The organism is Pseudomonas sp. VEM90, from assembly GCF_054611535.1.
Map to the genome: position 1 here is coordinate 125,941 of NZ_JBTRAR010000006.1, position 16,133 is coordinate 142,073.

Below are 16,133 nucleotides of genomic sequence, written 5' to 3' on the forward strand. Positions count from 1 at the left end.
GCAGGTCCGGCCCTTTCGCGGGTGAACCCGCTCCTACGACGACCCGCGTCCAACCACCGATGCGTATGCAGGAGCGGGCTATCAATGAGCCCAAGGCAGGATCGGAATAGCAGTCACCGCATTCTGCGGGCTGCCTTCGATCATGCGGTCGCTGTAGACCAGGTACACCAGCGTGTTGCGCTTCTTGTCGAGAAAGCGCACCACCTGCATGGTCTTGAACACCAGCGAGGTGCGTTCCTTGAACACTTCCTCGCCATCCTTGAGCTCACCCTTGAAGTTGATCGGCCCGACCTGACGACAGGCAATCGATGCCTCCGCCCGGTCCTCGGCAAGCCCCAAGCCCCCCTTTACCCCGCCAGTCTTGGCACGCGACAGATAGCACGTCACGCCCTCTACCTTCGGGTCGTCGAACGCCTCGACCACAATGCGGTCGTTCGGCCCGAGGAACTTGAACACGGTGGACACCTGGCCGACCTCTTCGGCGCCGGCCAACATCGGCAGCACGCACGCTGCCACAGCGATTACGTTCTTCAGCAGGCTCATACCAGCACCAGATTGTCGCGGTGTACAAGTTCCGGCTCGGCGCTGTAGCCAAGGATCGACTCGATGGCTTCGGACGACTGACCAATGATCTTCTGCGCCTCCAAGGCGCTGTAGTTGGCCAGGCCGCGAGCCACTTCAAGGCCGTCCGGACCGACGCACACCACCATCTCGCCACGACGGAAGCTGCCCTGCACAGTCTTCACGCCAACCGGCAACAAGCTCTTGTTGGCCTGGCGCAGCGCTTGCACGGCACCGGCATCCAGCACCAGGGTGCCACGGGTTTGCAGGTGACCGGCCAGCCACTGCTTGCGCGCAGCGAGCATGCCGCGCTCAGGGGACAGCAAGGTACCCAGGCGCTCGCCCGCCTTCAGGCGGTCCAGTACGCGTTCGATGCGGCCACCGATAATGATGGTGTGGGCACCGGAACGGGCAGCCAGGCGCGCCGCACGCAGCTTGGTCTGCATGCCGCCACGGCCCAGGGCACCACCGGTACTACCGGCCACGGCATCCAGTGAGGGGTCGTCGGCACGGGCTTCGTAGATCAACTGCGCTTCGGGGTTGTTGCGCGGGTCGGCATCGAACATACCATCGCGGTCGGTGAGGATCACCAGCAGGTCGGCCTCGACCAGGTTGGCCACCAGCGCCGCCAGGGTGTCGTTGTCGCCGAAGCGGATCTCGTCGGTGACCACGGTGTCGTTTTCGTTGATCACCGGCACCACGCCCAGATCGACCAAGGTGCGAAGGGTGCTGCGGGCATTCAGGTAACGCTTGCGGTCGGACAGGTCGTCATGGGTCAGCAGGATCTGCGCGGTGTGCTTCCCGTGCTCCCCAAAGCTCGACTCCCAGGCCTGCACCAGGCGCATCTGGCCGAGCGAGGCAGCCGCCTGCAGCTCGTTCATCGCGCTCGGTCGCTTGGTCCAGCCCAGCTGGCTCATGCCGGCGGCCACGGCCCCGGAGGAGACCAGTACCAACTCCACGCCTGCCTCACGCAGCGCGACCATCTGCTCGACCCAAACGGCCATTGCACCGCGGTCGAGGCCCTTGCCATCGGCGGTCAGCAGAGCACTGCCAATCTTAACGACCCAGCGCTTGGCGCCCGTCACCTTGCTTCGCATCTTCTTCCAACCTATGTCGAATCTGTAGATACCGTGGATACAAAAACGCCGCTCCAGAGAGCGGCGTTTAGTGTACTGCAACCGATCAGTCGCGCACGTAAATGATTTCCGGACCGTCTTCGTCGTCCTCGAAATCATCGTCCCAACCGTCATCGTCGCCGATGTCGTGCACGCTCTTGACGCCGGTACGACGCAGGGTGCGGGCGTCGTCCAGGGCCTGCAGCTGGGCACGGGCTTCGTCTTCGATGCGCTGGTCGAGGTCGGCCAGCTCTTCGGCGTAGGCCGGGTCGTTGGCCAGGCGGTCGGCGCGGTCTTCGAGGTAGCGCATCAGGTCGTGGCTGAGCTTGTCGGTGCCCTGCTTGGAAATAGCCGAGATCACGTAGACCGGGCCTTCCCACTCCAGACGATCGATCACTTCCTGCACACGTTCGTCACGCTCGTCGTCCATGACCATATCGGCCTTGTTCAGCACCAGCCAGCGCTCACGCTCGGCCAGCGACGGGCTGAAGCGGGTCAGCTCGTTGACGATGACTTCGGCGGCATCGGCCGGGCTGCTTTCGTCCAGCGGCGCGATGTCCACCAGATGCAGCAGCACCCGCGTACGCGCCAGGTGCTTGAGGAAGCGGATACCCAGGCCGGCACCTTCAGAGGCGCCTTCGATCAGGCCGGGGATGTCGGCGATGACGAAGCTCTTCCAGCGGTCGACGCTGACCACGCCCAGGTTTGGCACCAGGGTAGTGAACGGGTAGTCGGCGACTTTCGGCTTGGCGGCCGAGACCGAACGGATGAAGGTACTCTTGCCGGCGTTGGGCAAGCCCAGCAAGCCGACGTCGGCCAACACCTTCATTTCCATCTTCAGGTCACGCTGCTCACCCGGTTTGCCTGGGGTGGTCTGGCGCGGCGCACGGTTGGTGCTCGACTTGAAACGGGTGTTGCCCAGCCCGTGCCAGCCACCTTGCGCGACCATCAGCTTCTGGCCGGGGGTAACCAGGTCACCGATCACTTCCTGGGTGGAAGCGTCAATCACGGTAGTGCCGACCGGCACGCGCAGGAACAGGTCTTCACCCTTCTTGCCGGTGCAGTCGGTGCTACCGCCGTTGGAGCCACGCTGGGCTTCATGGTGACGGGTGTAGCGGTAGTCGACCAGGGTGTTCAGGTTATCGTCGGCAATCATGTACACCGAGCCGCCGTCACCGCCGTCACCGCCGTTAGGGCCGCCGTTCTCGATGAACTTCTCGCGACGGAAGCTCATGCAACCGTTGCCACCGTCACCGGCCTTGACCCGAATGGATACTTCGTCAACAAACTTCATTAAAACCGCCTCTCGTCGGTAGACGAGCTGAATGACTCAAAAACATGAGGCTCTTGCAAAAATGAGCGCGGCGGCCCCGTACGACCGTAGAAACCAACGCCGGCAACCCAGACAAACAGCTTTGCAAGAGGCTCACCACAAACGAAAAAGCCCCGTCGCATGACGGGGCTTCTGGAGCGACGTCGCGATTAAGCGGCGACGATGCTCACGTAACGGCGCATGAACTCGCCTTTCTTCTCGAACTTGATCACGCCTTCGATCTTGGCGAACAAGGTGTGGTCCTTGCCCATGCCAACGCCGTAGCCAGCGTGGAATTCGGTACCGCGCTGACGGACGATGATGTTGCCTGGCTTGATAACCTGGCCGCCATACATCTTCACGCCAAGGCGTTTCGATTCTGAGTCGCGACCGTTACGAGTACTACCACCAGCCTTCTTGTGAGCCATGGTTCAATTCTCCAAATAAATTCAGGGGATCTAGGGGATTAAGCCTGGATGCCGGTGATTTTGATCTCGGTGAACCACTGGCGGTGGCCCATACGCTTCATGTGGTGCTTACGACGACGGAACTTGATGATGCGAACCTTGTCGTGGCGGCCTTGCGAAACGACTTCGGCCACTACTTTAGCGCCAGCAACAACTGGAGCACCGATGGTGACTTCTTCACCGTTGGCGACCAGCAGAACGCGATCGAAGGTCACGGATTCGCCAGTGGCGACTTCCAGTTTTTCGATCTTGAGGAATTCACCTTCAGCGACTTTGTACTGCTTGCCGCCGGTAACGATTACTGCGTAAGACATGGTATTTCTCCGATAATCCTGCTCACCCAGCGCTTTATATGATGAGTATTGGCTGGCATGGCTGCACAGGGCTGGAACGGCCCGGCGCAATTGCGTAAGGCAGGTGCTGCCCAGGAAGTTAGGGTGCGCGATTGTACGCAACCGCGGTTTTGCTTGCAAGTGCCGCCCCCGGCCAGCTGGCACCGCGCCTTGACACACCGGGACCCGCGACCTAGCATGCCGCGCAACCTCACTGGAGCAGCCGATGCAACCCCAAACCTTCTACCGCGCGGTGGCTGATGATTTCAGCGCCGTCGACGAGATCATCAAGAAGCAGCTGACCTCGCGCGTGCCGCTGGTATCGAAGATCGGCGACTATATCACGTCCGCCGGTGGCAAGCGCCTGCGTCCCCTGCTGGTACTGCTGTGTGGCAAGGCCCTGGGCCGCGAAGGCGACGACCTGCGCCTGCTGGCCGCCACCATCGAGTTCCTGCACACCGCCACCCTGCTGCACGACGACGTGGTCGACATGTCCGGCATGCGCCGCGGCCGCTCTACCGCCAATGCCCTGTGGGGCAACGCGCCAAGCGTACTGGTGGGCGACTTCCTTTATTCGCGCTCGTTCGAAATGATGGTCGAACTGGGCTCGATGCCGGTCATGCAGATCCTGTCCAAAGCCACCCGGGTGATTGCCGAAGGTGAAGTGCTGCAACTGTCGCGTGTACGCGACGCCAGCACCACCGAGGAAGTCTACATGGAGGTCATTCGCGGCAAGACGGCGATGCTGTTCGAAGCCTCTACCCACAGCGCTGCGGCGCTGGCCCAGGCCACCGACGAGCAGCGCGAAGCCCTGCGGACCTTTGGCGACCATCTGGGCGTGGCCTTCCAGCTGGTCGACGACCTGCTGGACTACAAGGGTGACTCGCAGACCCTGGGCAAGAACGTCGGTGACGACCTGGCCGAGGGCAAGCCTACCCTGCCGCTGATCTACACCATGCGCGAAGGCTCTGCCGAGCAGGCTGCACTGGTACGCCAGGCGATCCAGAAGGGTGGCCTGGAGGATCTGGAGCAGATTCGCGTTGCGGTCGAGGAATCGGGCGCACTGAAGTACACCGCCGAGCTGGCGCGCGATTACGTGAAACGCGCCATCGCCTGCCTCGAAGTGCTGCCTGCCAGTGAATACCGGGATGCGCTGGTTGAGCTGAGTGAGTTTGCGGTCGCGCGTACGCACTGACAGACCGAGTCGCATTCATTCGCGGGCAAGCCCGCTCCTACACCATCTGTGGGAGCAGGCTTGCCCGCGATGCTTTTGTCCGGACATAATCCCTTCCGGGAAAATACCTTTTACAATGTGGGCTTTTAACCGCCCGTCTGTTTGTTTGAGGAACCGAAGTGAGCACTCTGCCACCCTGCCCAAAATGCAACTCCGAATACACCTACGAGGATGGCACTCAGCTGATCTGCCCTGAATGCGCCCACGAGTGGTCGGCCAGCGGCGATGCCGAGGCGGCCAGCGACGAGGTGGTGAAAAAGGATTCGGTCGGCAACATCCTGCAGGACGGTGACACCGTTACCGTGATCAAGGACCTCAAGGTCAAAGGTTCGTCGCTGGTAGTCAAGGTCGGCACCAAGGTCAAGAACATCCGCCTGTGCGATGGCGACCACGACATCGACTGCAAAATCGACGGCATCGGGGCCATGAAACTGAAGTCCGAATTCGTCCGCAAAGTCTGATCACAGAAAAATCCGGCAATTGGCGCTTGCCATTCTAGTAATAAGAATTATTCTCATTGGGACTGCTATCCAAGGAGAATCGCCATGACTTATCTGATCGACGCCTGGCTGGAACGCCCTCACCCCTACCTGCGCATTCTTCATCGGGAAACCGGCGAAGTGTGCGCGGTCCTTGAAGAAGCAGCCCTCGACGAACTGCGTGACCAGGGTGACCTGGACATGAGCGGGCTGAATTCGAGTGAGCCGGGGGTGCTCAAGGAACTGGTACGGAATCTGTTTCTGTTCTGCTATTCGCGGGCATTGCGCCCTGGGGGGACAGACTGGAATTGAGGCCGGCAGGGCCGGCCTCTTCGCGGGTGACCCCTACCCCTACAGGGAGGAGCGGGTTTACTCGCGAACGGGCCGCAAAGCGGCCCCAACGACCTTACAGAACGTCGAGCAGCTCGACGTCGAACACCAGTACGCTGTGCGGCGGGATGCTGCCAACGCCTTGGGCGCCGTAAGCCAGCTCGCTTGGCACGTACAGGCGCCATTTGCTGCCAGCGTTCATCAGCTGCAGGGCTTCGGTCCAGCCAGCGATCACGCCGCCTACCGGGAACTCAGCCGGCTGGCCACGCTCGTAGGAGCTGTCGAACACGGTGCCGTCGATCAGGGTGCCGTGGTAGTGGGTACGCACGTTGTCTTCGCGAGACGGCTTGGCGCCTTCGCCGGCGGTCAGCACTTCGAACTGCAGGCCCGAAGCCAGCGTGGTGATGCCTTCACGCTTGGCGTTCTCGACCAGGAATTCCTTGCCAGCGGCAGCGGCGGCTTCGGCCTTGGCTGCAGCTTCGGCTTGCATCACCTCGCGGATGACCTTGAAGCTGGCCGACAGGTCGGCTTCGCTGACGCGGCTGTCGGCACCGTTGAAGGCATCGGTCAGGCCGGCCAGGATGGCTTCCAGGCTGACGCCAGGTGGCGGGTTGTCGCGCAGCTGGCCGCCCAGCTGACGGCCGATACCGTAGCTGACGCGAGTTTCATCGGTAGACAGGTTGAGTTCGGACATTGTCGTGCTCCACTGCAGGGCGCAGTGCAGCCGCGCCCCTGATAAAAAGGGCGAGCAGCCTAGCACACTGGGGCGCTGCGAGCAGCTACCAGGCCGAACGCTGGGAAATCGGCACCTTCAGGTCTTCTTCCGGATGCGTCCCCAGACCACACATTTCATCCTGCACCGACCAGTGCACCAGGTTCATCGAGACCATGGGGATGGTTTGCAGCAACTTGCGCGCATCTTCCACCGAGTGCACGCGCAAGCGTTCACCGCGGGTATCGGACAGGGGGTGAGGATGGCCTTTGACCCGGGCCTCGAGCAGGTAGTCACCGCCTTCGATGGCGATCAGGTTCAGTTCGTCGACATGGCCAGCCCTGGCCTCGGTATTGAGCTGATGCAGGTTCATGAGAGCACCTCGCGATGGGAACCACGCATGAGAGCTCATTTTTTGTACAGGAAGGGAGAATGCGCAAGGCATGACTGACGCCACTCGTCAGTTGAGCCTCGATCTCTGTGGGAGCGGGCGTGCCCGCGAAGCAGGCCACGCGGTGGCTGGCACCGGCTTTGCCGGTGTTCGCGGGCATGCCCGCTCCCACAGGAGTTGCAGTGAGGCCTGGCGGGACTCAGTGCTTGGTCAGCTTGTCCAGGTAGCCCATGCAAAACGCCGAGACCACGAAGGTCATGTGGATGATCACATACCACATCAGGTAATCGGTGGAGATGTTCTGCGCATCCATGAACACCCGCAGCAGGTGAATGGACGAAATCGCCACGATCGACGCGGCAACCTTCATCTTCAGCGACGAGGAGTCCATCTTGCCCAGCCAGTTGAGCTTTTCCTTACTCTCATCGATGTCCAGTTGCGAGACGAAGTTCTCGTAGCCGGAAATCATCACCATCACCAGCAAGCCACCGACCAGCGACATGTCGATCAGAGACAGGATCACCAGGATCAGGTCAGCTTCGCTCAGCGCGAAGACATTGGGCAGGACGTGGACCACTTCCTGGAAAAATTTCAGCGCCAGAGCCAGCAGGCCGAGGGACAAGCCGAAGTAGATCGGTGCGAGCAGCCAGCGCGAGGCATACATCGCGTTTTCGAGGATACGTTCCATGAAGTTCAGGACTCATCAGGTGACTAAAAAAGCGACGGCGAGTATAGCCAGCCACCTGTTACAGCAAAAGCCCGGGGGCCGCTTTGCGGCCCCGACATTCTTCAGGTCTCAGGATGAAACTGGTAATCCCCAAGGTTCCGGCACCGCTCGCCATTGATCCGCCGCAACTGCGCCTGCAAATGCAGACACCAGATCTGCGGGTCTTCGGCCACCTGATAACCATGCGTGGTCAGGCTGTCGACAATGGCATTGAGCACCGATTCGGCCACCAGCGGCCCGTGAAACGGCCCCTGTGCCTTGATCGCGGAGGGTTGTTCACCGGCCATGCCGGCGGCGAACAGCAGGGTCCACATGCCGTTATCCCCGGCCAGTGGACGAATGCTGCATTCGATACGAGTCACCAGGCCCAGGCACTGGCGTGTGAGGCTGAGGTTGCGCATGGCCGCGTCCCCTCCAAAGAGCCTTGTTCAGCCTGAGTATCAGGCTGTTTCCATCCTGAACCTGATTCTGTCCTTAAGTTCCAGCATAGAGGAATCGTTCAGAAAGATGAAAAACTGGCGCTGAACGGTAGCACATCGCCGCTAGCGCCAGTTTATTGACTCAGGCTGGTTTGGCCTGGGCAATCACGTCTTCAAGGCGTTCCTTTTCTGCCTTCTCGATATCTTCCTCGCTGATCATCTCGGCAATTTCACGCAGGCGCTCCACCACCCGGGCATTGACGCTGCCCTCGGTGAAAAGCCCTTTGTCGTCGAGTACCCCGGCCTCCTCGCCCACCAGCAGGCTCAGCGCCTCATCAGCCTGGCTGACCGCGTAGACGTGGAACATGCCGTTCTCCACCGCCTGCAACACGCGCTCGTCAAGCATCAGGGTGGCGACGTTGGCACGCGGAATGATCACCCCCTGCTCGCCGGTCAGGCCACGGGCCTCGCAGAGGCGGAAGAAGCCCTCAATCTTCTCGTTGACCCCACCCACCGCCTGCACTTCACCAAACTGGTTGATCGAGCCTGTGATGGCAAAGCACTGCTTGAGCGGCGTGCGCGACAAGGCCGAGATCAGCGTGCAGGCTTCGCCCAGCGAGGCGCTGTCGCCGTCCACGTAGCCGTAGGATTGCTCCAGGGCGATGCTCGCGGAGATCGCAAGCGGGAATTCCTGGGCATAGCGGCTGCCCAGGTAACCGGTGAGGATCATCACCCCTTTGGAGTGGATCGGTTGGCCAAGGTTGACCTCACGCTCGATATCGACAATACCGCTGCCGCCCGGGTACACGGTGGCCGAAATACGCGCTGGCATGCCGAACGCCGAGTCGCCCACTTCCAGCACGGTCAGCCCGTTGCACTTGCCGATGGCCGCGCCTTCTGTGTCGATCAGGATGATGCCTGCGAGCATGTCGTCCAGCACCCGTTGCGACACACGGCCGGTACGGGTGGCCTTGGCCTTGAGCGCCCGCTCGATGTGGCCTGCGTCGGTCATTTCGTCACTGGCCAGTTGGCGAATGAAATCAGCCTCGCTGACCAGCTGGAACAGGTCGCCGATACGCGCCGACAGGCGCGACTGGTTCTCGGCCAGACGAGCACTGTAGGTGGCCAGACGCGCCACCGCGTCGCTGGTCAGCGGCGCCATGCCCTCTTCGTTGGTGCGAGTGCGCAACAGTTGGGCGAACTGCTCCAGGTTCTCGTCGACCATCGGCATGTCTTCATCGAAGTCCACCAGCACGCGGAACATCTCCTGGAAGTCCGGGTCGTGGTCCTGCAGTGCGTAGTACAGCTGGCGCGAGCCGATGATCACCAGTTTGACGTTCAGCGGAATCACCTGCGGCTGCAGGCTGACGGAGGCAACACGGCCCAGCTCACCGATTGGCGACTCCATCTTCAGCTTGCGCGACTGCAACGCACGCTTGAGCGCATCCCATACGAACGGCTCGCCCAGCATCTTCTCGGCTTCGAGAATCAGGAAGCCGCCGTTGGCCCGGTGCAGCGCGCCTGGGCGCAGTTGGCGATAGGAGGTATACAGCGCACCTTGGTCGGTGCTGTATTCGATACGGCCAAACAAATTGTCGTAGGTCGGGTGCGGCTCGAACACCACCGGCGCGCCACCGTCAGCGTGGTGGCCCACCACCAGGCTGGGCGCATACTGCTCTTCGAGCAGCTTGCGGGCCACGGCGTCGGACTTGGTGTCATCGACCAGTTGCTCGACCAAGGTACGCAACAGGTTCATTTGCACCGATTGCAGGTAGGCGCAAACCGCCGCGTTTTCGGCGTACTTTTCCGACAGCGGCGCCAGCAACGGCTGCAGCGTCAGCGTGATGGTTTCTTCGTTGAGCTGGCGCAGCTGGTTGTTCGATTCGCGCTTCCATTGCGGCAGGCTGGCCAGTTCTTCGTTAAGGCGCTCCTCAAGCAGGGCAATGTCCTCGTGGAACTGCTCGCGCACCTCTTCCGGCAATTGGGCAAATTCCGCTTCATCCAGCGCCTTGCCATCGGCCATCGGCGTGAAGGCGACGTTGCTGGCATCGCGGTACAAGGCCACGTCCTTTTCCAGCGACGCGCGCTCGATCACATCCAGCGCGCGGTCATAACGCTGGTTGAAAGCGCGGTCGATGGCGCCCTTCTTCTGCTGGTAGGACGGGTGTTCGAACACCGCCGGGAACGTCGACAGCAGGTTGTCGATCAATCCGCCCATGTCGCTGATGAACTCGGCGGCGCTCCCGGACGGCAGCTCCAGTGCGCGTGGTTCACGGGTGTCGTCGAAGTGGTTGACGTAGACCCAGTCGGCCGGGGTCTGCTGGCGCTTGCCCTCGGCCTTGAGGTAGCGCTTGACGAACGAAAAGCGCCCGGTGCCGGGCTCGCCCATCACGTACACATTGTAACCGGGGCGCGGCATGGCCACGCCGAACTGCAGGGCCTCGACAGCACGTTCCTGGCCCAGGACTCCGCGAAACGGCTCCAGATCGTCGGTATGGGTAAAAGCAAACTGCTCGGGGGAGAAACGCCGGGTCAGGGCTTCAGGCGCAAGACGCAGGCGCGCAGCGACAGGATCGGGCATTGGGTTTCCTTACTTCGGCGGGGCAGATAAGCAGCATTCTGGCGCTGCCCGCGCGCGCCTTGCAAGGCTCCACGGGACTTTATGTCGCAGCCGGTGCAGTCATGTGACAGCAAATTTTTCGCAATCAACAACGCAACCTTTAGATCATGCCTAAACTCCAAGCTGCGCGGGTGGGTGAAAAGCTTTCCCGACCTGGCAACCGAGTTGCCAGAAACCCTGACCCTTGGTTAAGACAAAGAGAACAAATGCTATGAAACGGATTCTTCTGGGTACTCTGTTCACCGTAGTCTCGCTGAACGCCATGGCCGAAGCGCCAGGCGGCCCGAACTGCGGCTGGGGCAACATGCTGTTCGAAGGCCAGCGCGGCACGCCGGCACACTTCCTGGCCTCTACCACCAACGGCACCTCCGGTAACGCCACCTTCGGCATGACCTCCGGTACCAACGGCTGCTCGACCAGGGCTTCGCTGACCTATGGCGGCAAGTCCTGGTTCGCCATGAACGGCATGATGAACGAGCTGTCCGAAGACATGGCCATGGGCCAGGGCGAAGCTCTGACCACCTATGCCGTCGTTCTCGGCGTAGCACCGGAAGACCGCAGCTACTTCAACTCGGTCACCCACCAGCACTTCAACCAGATCTTCAGCAGCGCCGACGTCACTGCCGAAACTGTCCACAGCAACACCCTGGCCGTTCTGAAGAGCGACCCACGCCTGGCCAAATACGCTACCGAGGCCTAAGCACAGCTGCTCCCGCCCCACCTGGGGCGGGTTTCGCCTTTTTCGGCATCGTCAAGAAGTAGTTGCCCGATATGCTCAAACGCTTTGCTTGCCTGGCGCTGTGTGCCTGCGCCCCTGTTCATGCCGCCCCTGTGCTGGATCCAGGCCGTATCCAGCAATTGGCCAATACCCCTTACTGGCTCGCCATTGGTCATTACGAAACCGCCAAGCTCGGCGGCTGGCGCAGCTATGTGGATGATGATGCGTTCTTCCTCGCCGAAGATGGCGCGCACCATCCGGACCAGGAGCTCAAGGCTACGGTCGATGCGCTGTATGCCCCGGCCAGTCTCGGTGACAAGCACGCCCAGTGCGTATTCCCCGCGCGCACCCGCTGGCTGCGCGAGCAGCTAGACCTGCAAGGCTTGCCACAACCGGACTGCCAGGAATTCAAGACCTGGTACCAGTCGATCGACCCGCACAGCGCCGCGTTGATCTTCCCGGCAGCCTACCTGAACAGCCCGTCGTCGATGTTCGGTCACACCCTGCTGCGCATCGACCAGTCCAACACCCGCAGCGACGACACCACGCTGCTGAGCTACGCGATCAACTTCGGTGCCTATATCGAAGGCAGCGACAACAGCATCCTGTACGCCTGGAAAGGCCTGATGGGTGGCTACCCAGGGCTGTTCGCGCTAATGCCCTACCAGGAAAAACTGTCCGAATACCGCAGCCTGGAAAACCGCGACCTGTGGGAATACCAGCTGGACCTGACCCCCGAAGAAACCGGACGCATGGTCGAGCACGTATGGGAGTTGAAGCAGATCCAGTTCGATTACTTCTTCTTCGACGAGAACTGCTCGTATCGTCTGCTGGAGCTGCTGCAAGTGGCCCGGCCGAGCCTGGACCTGACGTCTCAGTTCCCGCTGACCGCCATTCCCACCGACACGGTAAAAGCCGTGAAGCAGTCTGGCCTGGTCGCCAGCGAAACTTACCGCCCCTCTCGCGAACGTGAATTGCTGGCCAGGGCCGAGCCACTCGAGCTCAACGAAAAGCGCCAGGTGCTGGCTGTAAGCGCCGACACTGCGCAATTGCAAAGCCCTGAATTCCAGGCGCTGCCTCGTGAACGCCAAGCATTGGTGCAAGATGCCGCGTATCGCCTTGAGCGGTATCGGGCCAATGGCCAGGAACGCGATCCAGGACAGGCCAAGCGCAGCTTCGAGTTGCTACGGGCGATCAACAGCAACCCACCGCCCCCCCTGCAGATCGAGCGCCCCGGGTTGCCCGAGGATGGCCATGACTCGCGCACCTGGCAGTTGGGCGTGGGCACCCGCGAAGACCGCGCCTACGCCGAATATGGCCTGCGCATGGCCTACCACGACCTGAATGACAACGCCTATGGCTTCCCGCTGGGCGCACAGATCGAAATCCTGCAATTGAAGCTGCGCCAATATGAAGGCAATGATTGGCAGGTGCAGCGCCTGGACCTGGCCACCATCCGTTCACTGACACCCCGTAACGAGCTGCTCAAGCCTTGGTCATGGCAAGTGGCTGGCGGGCTGGAGCGGGTACCGGGCAAGCATGACGAAGAAGTGCTGGTGAGCCATGTGAATGGCGGCGCTGGCGGCACCTGGCAGCTGGCCGACGGTTTGCTGGGATTTGCCTTGGGCACGGTGCGGGTCGAGCATCACAACGACTTCGCTCAATTCATTACCCCGGCGGCAGGCTTCAATGGCGGCCTGCTCTGGCGCAACGCGCTGGGCAACATGACGCTGGAGGCCAAGGGCGATTACTTCACCAACGGCGAAGTGCGGCGCAGTGTAAGCCTGAACCAGCAGTGGGAAATCAGCCAGAACCTTGGGCTTCGGTTGAGCGCTTCGCGTGAGTTCAGCCACCTGGCCACGGCACAGAACGAGGTGATGCTCGAGCTGAAGTGGTATCACTACTGAGGCCGCTTTGCGGCCTTTCGCGGGCACGCCCGCTCCCACAGGGTCCCCACAGGATTCGAGGCCTGGCAAGTACCTGTGGGAACGGGCTTGCCCGCGAATTGGCCGGTTAGGCTAGCAAAGCAGTATGACCGAACCAACTCTTTGACACTGTTTTGACACCTACCCGACAAATAGCCACCTAGACTTTCCACCATCAACTGGAGGGTTTTGTGGCTATGTCGCGGTACTGGTTCGGCGTGTGCGTCGCGTTGTTGCTGTCAGGTTGCGAAACCACCCACGAGCAGATGGTCAACCACGGTTACCCTCCCGCCTATGCGGATGGCTTCCAGGACGGCTGCAGCAGTGGCCGCCAGGCGGCCGGGCTGATGGTAGGCAACTTCCGCAAAAACGTACCGCGCTACCTGCACGAGCGTCAGTACGAAACCGGCTGGGACGATGGCTTCCGCCAGTGTCATGCCATGCAGAACAGCGAAGAACAGCGCCAATACCACGAGCGTTTCTGGGACCAGCGTGACCGCGAGTGGGAGCAGGAAAAAGACCGCGGCGCAGCCAAGGCCTATCGCCACAACTGAGTCGCAAACGGACATTCCTTTAAACCGGCGGCCTGCCATGATGGTCTCACGCACAAGGAGGCCCTTCATGAGCCGAGCATTCGTCAACGAAGACCAAGCCGCCGCCCAGGCCGACCAACCGGTTGAGCGGCGCATCAGCGAACAACCCAACTACGTCACCGCCAGCGGCCTGCGCCAGCTGCAAACGCGTGTGGCCGAGCTGAATGCCTTGCGCAGCGAACTGCAGGCGCAGGGCGAACGGGGTGACAAGCAACGGCTGGCCGATACCGAGCGGGATCTGCGCTACTTCAGCGCGCGGGTGCAAAGCGCCCAGGTGGTACCCGCGGCGACTTCCCATAGCAAGGTACAGATTGGTAGCCGGGTGCGGTTTGTCGATGCGCAGGACCAGGAGCAGGTGGTGCAGCTGGTGGGCGAGGATGAGGCGGATGCCGGGCGGGGCTTGATCAACTGGGGTTCGCCATTGGGGCGGGCATTGCTCGGGGCTGGGCCGGGTGATGAGGTGGTCTGGCAGCGGCCGGTGGGGGAACAGGTGATAGAGGTGGTTGAGATTCTGGGTGAGGGTTGAGGGCCTGGGGCTGCTTTGCAGCCCATCGCGACGCAAGGCCGCTCCCACAGGCCCTTGACTGCCCCCAAGGGTTGGATGGGTGTCCAACTTCTCGGGTGCAGTCCAGCCTGTGGGAGCGGCCTTGCGTCGCGATGGGCCGCAAAGCGGCCCCCTACCGTCTCAGATCAGACCACGCCCTGAGCCAGCATCGCATCGGCCACTTTCACGAAGCCCGCGATGTTCGCACCCTTGACGTAGTTGATACGACCATCAGCCTCTTCACCGTAGTGCACGCATGCATGGTGAATTGACTGCATGATGCTGTGCAGCTTGCTGTCCACTTCACCGGCAGTCCACAGCAGGCGCATGGCGTTCTGCGACATTTCCAGGCCCGACACGGCGACGCCGCCGGCATTGGAGGCCTTGCCAGGGGCATACAGAATGCCGGCGTCCAGGAAGATATCCACAGCCTCGAGGGTAGTCGGCATGTTGGCGCCTTCGGCCACACAGATGCAGCCGTTTCGCAGCAAGGTGCGGGCATCTTCAGCGCCCAGCTCGTTCTGCGTGGCGCACGGCAAGGCGATGTCGCACGGCAGGCTCCAAGGGGTCTGGCCCTTGCGGAACTCCAGGCCGAACTGCCCGGCCAGCTCGCTGATACGGCCACGCTTGACGTTTTTCAGCTCCATCAAGGCGTCCCACTGGGCGTCGGTCAGCCCTGCTTCTGCATACAAGGTACCTTCAGAGTCAGACAGCGAGATCACCTTGCCGCCCAGGTCCATGACCTTGCGCGCAGCATACTGGGCGACGTTGCCCGAACCAGACACCGCCACGCGGCGGCCGTCGATACGCTTGTCCTGACGCTTGAGCATTTCTTCGGCGAAGTAAACGCAGCCATAGCCGGTGGCTTCCGGACGGATCAGGCTGCCGCCATAGGTCATGCCCTTGCCGGTCAGCACCGAGGTGAACTGGTTGGCCAGGCGCTTGTACTGGCCAAACATGAAGCCGATTTCGCGGGCACCCACGCCGATGTCACCGGCCGGTACGTCGCAGTCGGCGCCGATGTGGCGATACAGCTCGCTCATGAACGCCTGGCAGAAGCGCATCACTTCAGCGTCGCTCTTGCCTTTCGGGTCAAAGTCCGAGCCGCCCTTGCCGCCGCCCATGGGCAGCGAGGTCAGCGAGTTCTTGAACACCTGCTCGAAGGCCAGGAACTTCAGCACGCTGAGGTTCACCGACGGGTGGAAGCGCAGGCCACCCTTGTACGGGCCAATGGCACTGCTCATCTGAATGCGGTAACCGCGGTTGACCTGCACCTTGCCCTGGTCATCGACCCAGGAGACGCGGAACAGCAAGGCGCGCTCAGGCTCGACCATGCGCTCCAGGATACCGGACTGCAGGTAGTGGGGGTTGGCTTCAAGGAATGGCCACAGGGTGCGAAGCACCTCTTCTACGGCCTGGTGGAATTCTGGTTGACCAGGGTCACGCTGCTTTAGGCGTGCAAGGAAATCGTCGACAGATTCGATCATGGTAGACATCTCACCAAGAGGATTGGACTTATTGGTTTTTTCAGGAATGTACCAAGAAGCAATCGCACCGGAACAGGGCGAGATGTCGTTTTTATGAAATTATTTGGTGCGTTTTATGTAAGTGTATACAAAATCCATCGCGATTATCCCGCTCCCAGCCTTCCGCC

General features: G+C 61.5%; 18 protein-coding genes. 7 read left to right on the forward strand and 11 right to left on the reverse strand.

Going from position 1 to position 16,133, the window contains the following annotated elements:
• Nucleotides 1-81: 81 nt before the first annotated feature.
• The 5 genes from ACYCCG_RS08430 to rplU form a co-directional block, all read right to left on the reverse strand.
• Nucleotides 82-543, reverse strand: coding sequence for a CreA family protein (locus ACYCCG_RS08430; RefSeq protein ID WP_176685627.1), 462 nt, complete (start codon nt 541-543; stop codon nt 82-84).
• Complete coding sequence (gene proB, locus ACYCCG_RS08435) at nt 540-1,658, reverse strand: glutamate 5-kinase (RefSeq protein WP_339443635.1); 1,119 nt, start codon at nt 1,656-1,658, stop codon at nt 540-542. Before proB ends, ACYCCG_RS08430 begins: the two co-directional genes overlap by 4 nt.
• An 85-nt stretch (nt 1,659-1,743) precedes the next feature.
• Nucleotides 1,744-2,970 carry an Obg family GTPase CgtA gene (cgtA, locus tag ACYCCG_RS08440; protein WP_176685625.1) on the reverse strand — a complete coding sequence of 409 codons (1,227 nt, stop codon included), beginning with the start codon at nt 2,968-2,970 and terminating at the stop codon, nt 1,744-1,746.
• A gap of 188 nt (nt 2,971-3,158) precedes the next feature.
• The gene (gene rpmA, locus ACYCCG_RS08445) at nt 3,159-3,416 is read right to left on the reverse strand and encodes a 50S ribosomal protein L27 (protein ID WP_003247464.1); all 258 of its coding nucleotides are present in this window, start codon (nt 3,414-3,416) and stop codon (nt 3,159-3,161) included.
• Between the two features lie 38 nt (nt 3,417-3,454).
• Nucleotides 3,455-3,769 carry a 50S ribosomal protein L21 gene (rplU, locus tag ACYCCG_RS08450; protein ID WP_003247466.1) on the reverse strand — a complete coding sequence of 105 codons (315 nt, stop codon included), beginning with the start codon at nt 3,767-3,769 and terminating at the stop codon, nt 3,455-3,457.
• Between the two features lie 244 nt (nt 3,770-4,013).
• On the opposite strand from rplU, the gene ACYCCG_RS08455 reads away from it, so the two are divergent.
• From ACYCCG_RS08455 to ACYCCG_RS08465, 3 genes are all read left to right on the forward strand, one after another.
• A complete protein-coding gene (locus ACYCCG_RS08455; protein WP_209968080.1) occupies nt 4,014-4,982 on the forward strand; it encodes a polyprenyl synthetase family protein in 969 nt (322 codons plus the stop codon).
• A gap of 158 nt (nt 4,983-5,140) precedes the next feature.
• Nucleotides 5,141-5,482: a zinc ribbon domain-containing protein YjdM gene (locus ACYCCG_RS08460; RefSeq protein WP_009686103.1), complete on the forward strand. Its 342-nt coding sequence runs from the start codon at nt 5,141-5,143 to the stop codon at nt 5,480-5,482.
• A gap of 84 nt (nt 5,483-5,566) precedes the next feature.
• On the forward strand, nt 5,567-5,812 hold the full coding sequence (locus ACYCCG_RS08465; protein WP_209968083.1) for a PA4570 family protein: 246 nt from the start codon (nt 5,567-5,569) through the stop codon (nt 5,810-5,812).
• A 94-nt stretch (nt 5,813-5,906) separates the two neighbouring features.
• Here the strand turns inward: ACYCCG_RS08465 and ACYCCG_RS08470 are convergent, their stop codons facing one another.
• From ACYCCG_RS08470 to ACYCCG_RS08490, 5 genes are all read right to left on the reverse strand, one after another.
• Nucleotides 5,907-6,524, reverse strand: coding sequence for an FKBP-type peptidyl-prolyl cis-trans isomerase (locus tag ACYCCG_RS08470; protein WP_176685622.1), 618 nt, complete (start codon nt 6,522-6,524; stop codon nt 5,907-5,909).
• A gap of 85 nt (nt 6,525-6,609) precedes the next feature.
• On the reverse strand, nt 6,610-6,915 hold the full coding sequence (locus tag ACYCCG_RS08475; RefSeq protein ID WP_459670035.1) for a DUF6482 family protein: 306 nt from the start codon (nt 6,913-6,915) through the stop codon (nt 6,610-6,612).
• 217 nt (nt 6,916-7,132) lie between these two features.
• Entirely contained in the window at nt 7,133-7,621 is a 489-nt protein-coding gene (locus ACYCCG_RS08480; protein ID WP_003247486.1) for a TIGR00645 family protein, read from the reverse strand.
• 101 nt (nt 7,622-7,722) lie between these two features.
• On the reverse strand, nt 7,723-8,061 hold the full coding sequence (locus ACYCCG_RS08485; protein WP_176685621.1) for a PA4575 family protein: 339 nt from the start codon (nt 8,059-8,061) through the stop codon (nt 7,723-7,725).
• 160 nt (nt 8,062-8,221) lie between these two features.
• Nucleotides 8,222-10,660 carry a Lon protease family protein gene (locus tag ACYCCG_RS08490; RefSeq protein WP_252460622.1) on the reverse strand — a complete coding sequence of 813 codons (2,439 nt, stop codon included), beginning with the start codon at nt 10,658-10,660 and terminating at the stop codon, nt 8,222-8,224.
• Nucleotides 10,661-10,910: 250 nt separating this feature from the next.
• Between ACYCCG_RS08490 and ACYCCG_RS08495 the strand changes: the two genes are divergently transcribed.
• The 4 genes from ACYCCG_RS08495 to ACYCCG_RS08510 all read left to right on the forward strand — a co-directional run bounded on the left by ACYCCG_RS08495 (nt 10,911) and on the right by ACYCCG_RS08510 (nt 14,461).
• Nucleotides 10,911-11,399 carry a DUF3015 domain-containing protein gene (locus tag ACYCCG_RS08495; protein ID WP_021784170.1) on the forward strand — a complete coding sequence of 163 codons (489 nt, stop codon included), beginning with the start codon at nt 10,911-10,913 and terminating at the stop codon, nt 11,397-11,399.
• 71 nt (nt 11,400-11,470) lie between these two features.
• Nucleotides 11,471-13,324, forward strand: coding sequence for an Lnb N-terminal periplasmic domain-containing protein (locus ACYCCG_RS08500; RefSeq protein ID WP_459670037.1), 1,854 nt, complete (start codon nt 11,471-11,473; stop codon nt 13,322-13,324).
• A 215-nt stretch (nt 13,325-13,539) separates the two neighbouring features.
• Nucleotides 13,540-13,896 carry a hypothetical protein gene (locus ACYCCG_RS08505; protein ID WP_176685629.1) on the forward strand — a complete coding sequence of 119 codons (357 nt, stop codon included), beginning with the start codon at nt 13,540-13,542 and terminating at the stop codon, nt 13,894-13,896.
• Nucleotides 13,897-13,963: 67 nt separating this feature from the next.
• Nucleotides 13,964-14,461 carry a GreA/GreB family elongation factor gene (locus ACYCCG_RS08510; protein ID WP_176685618.1) on the forward strand — a complete coding sequence of 166 codons (498 nt, stop codon included), beginning with the start codon at nt 13,964-13,966 and terminating at the stop codon, nt 14,459-14,461.
• Between the two features lie 164 nt (nt 14,462-14,625).
• Here the strand turns inward: ACYCCG_RS08510 and gdhA are convergent, their stop codons facing one another.
• A complete protein-coding gene (gene gdhA, locus ACYCCG_RS08515) occupies nt 14,626-15,966 on the reverse strand; it encodes an NADP-specific glutamate dehydrogenase (protein ID WP_176685617.1) in 1,341 nt (446 codons plus the stop codon).
• Nucleotides 15,967-16,133: the final 167 nt, after the last annotated feature.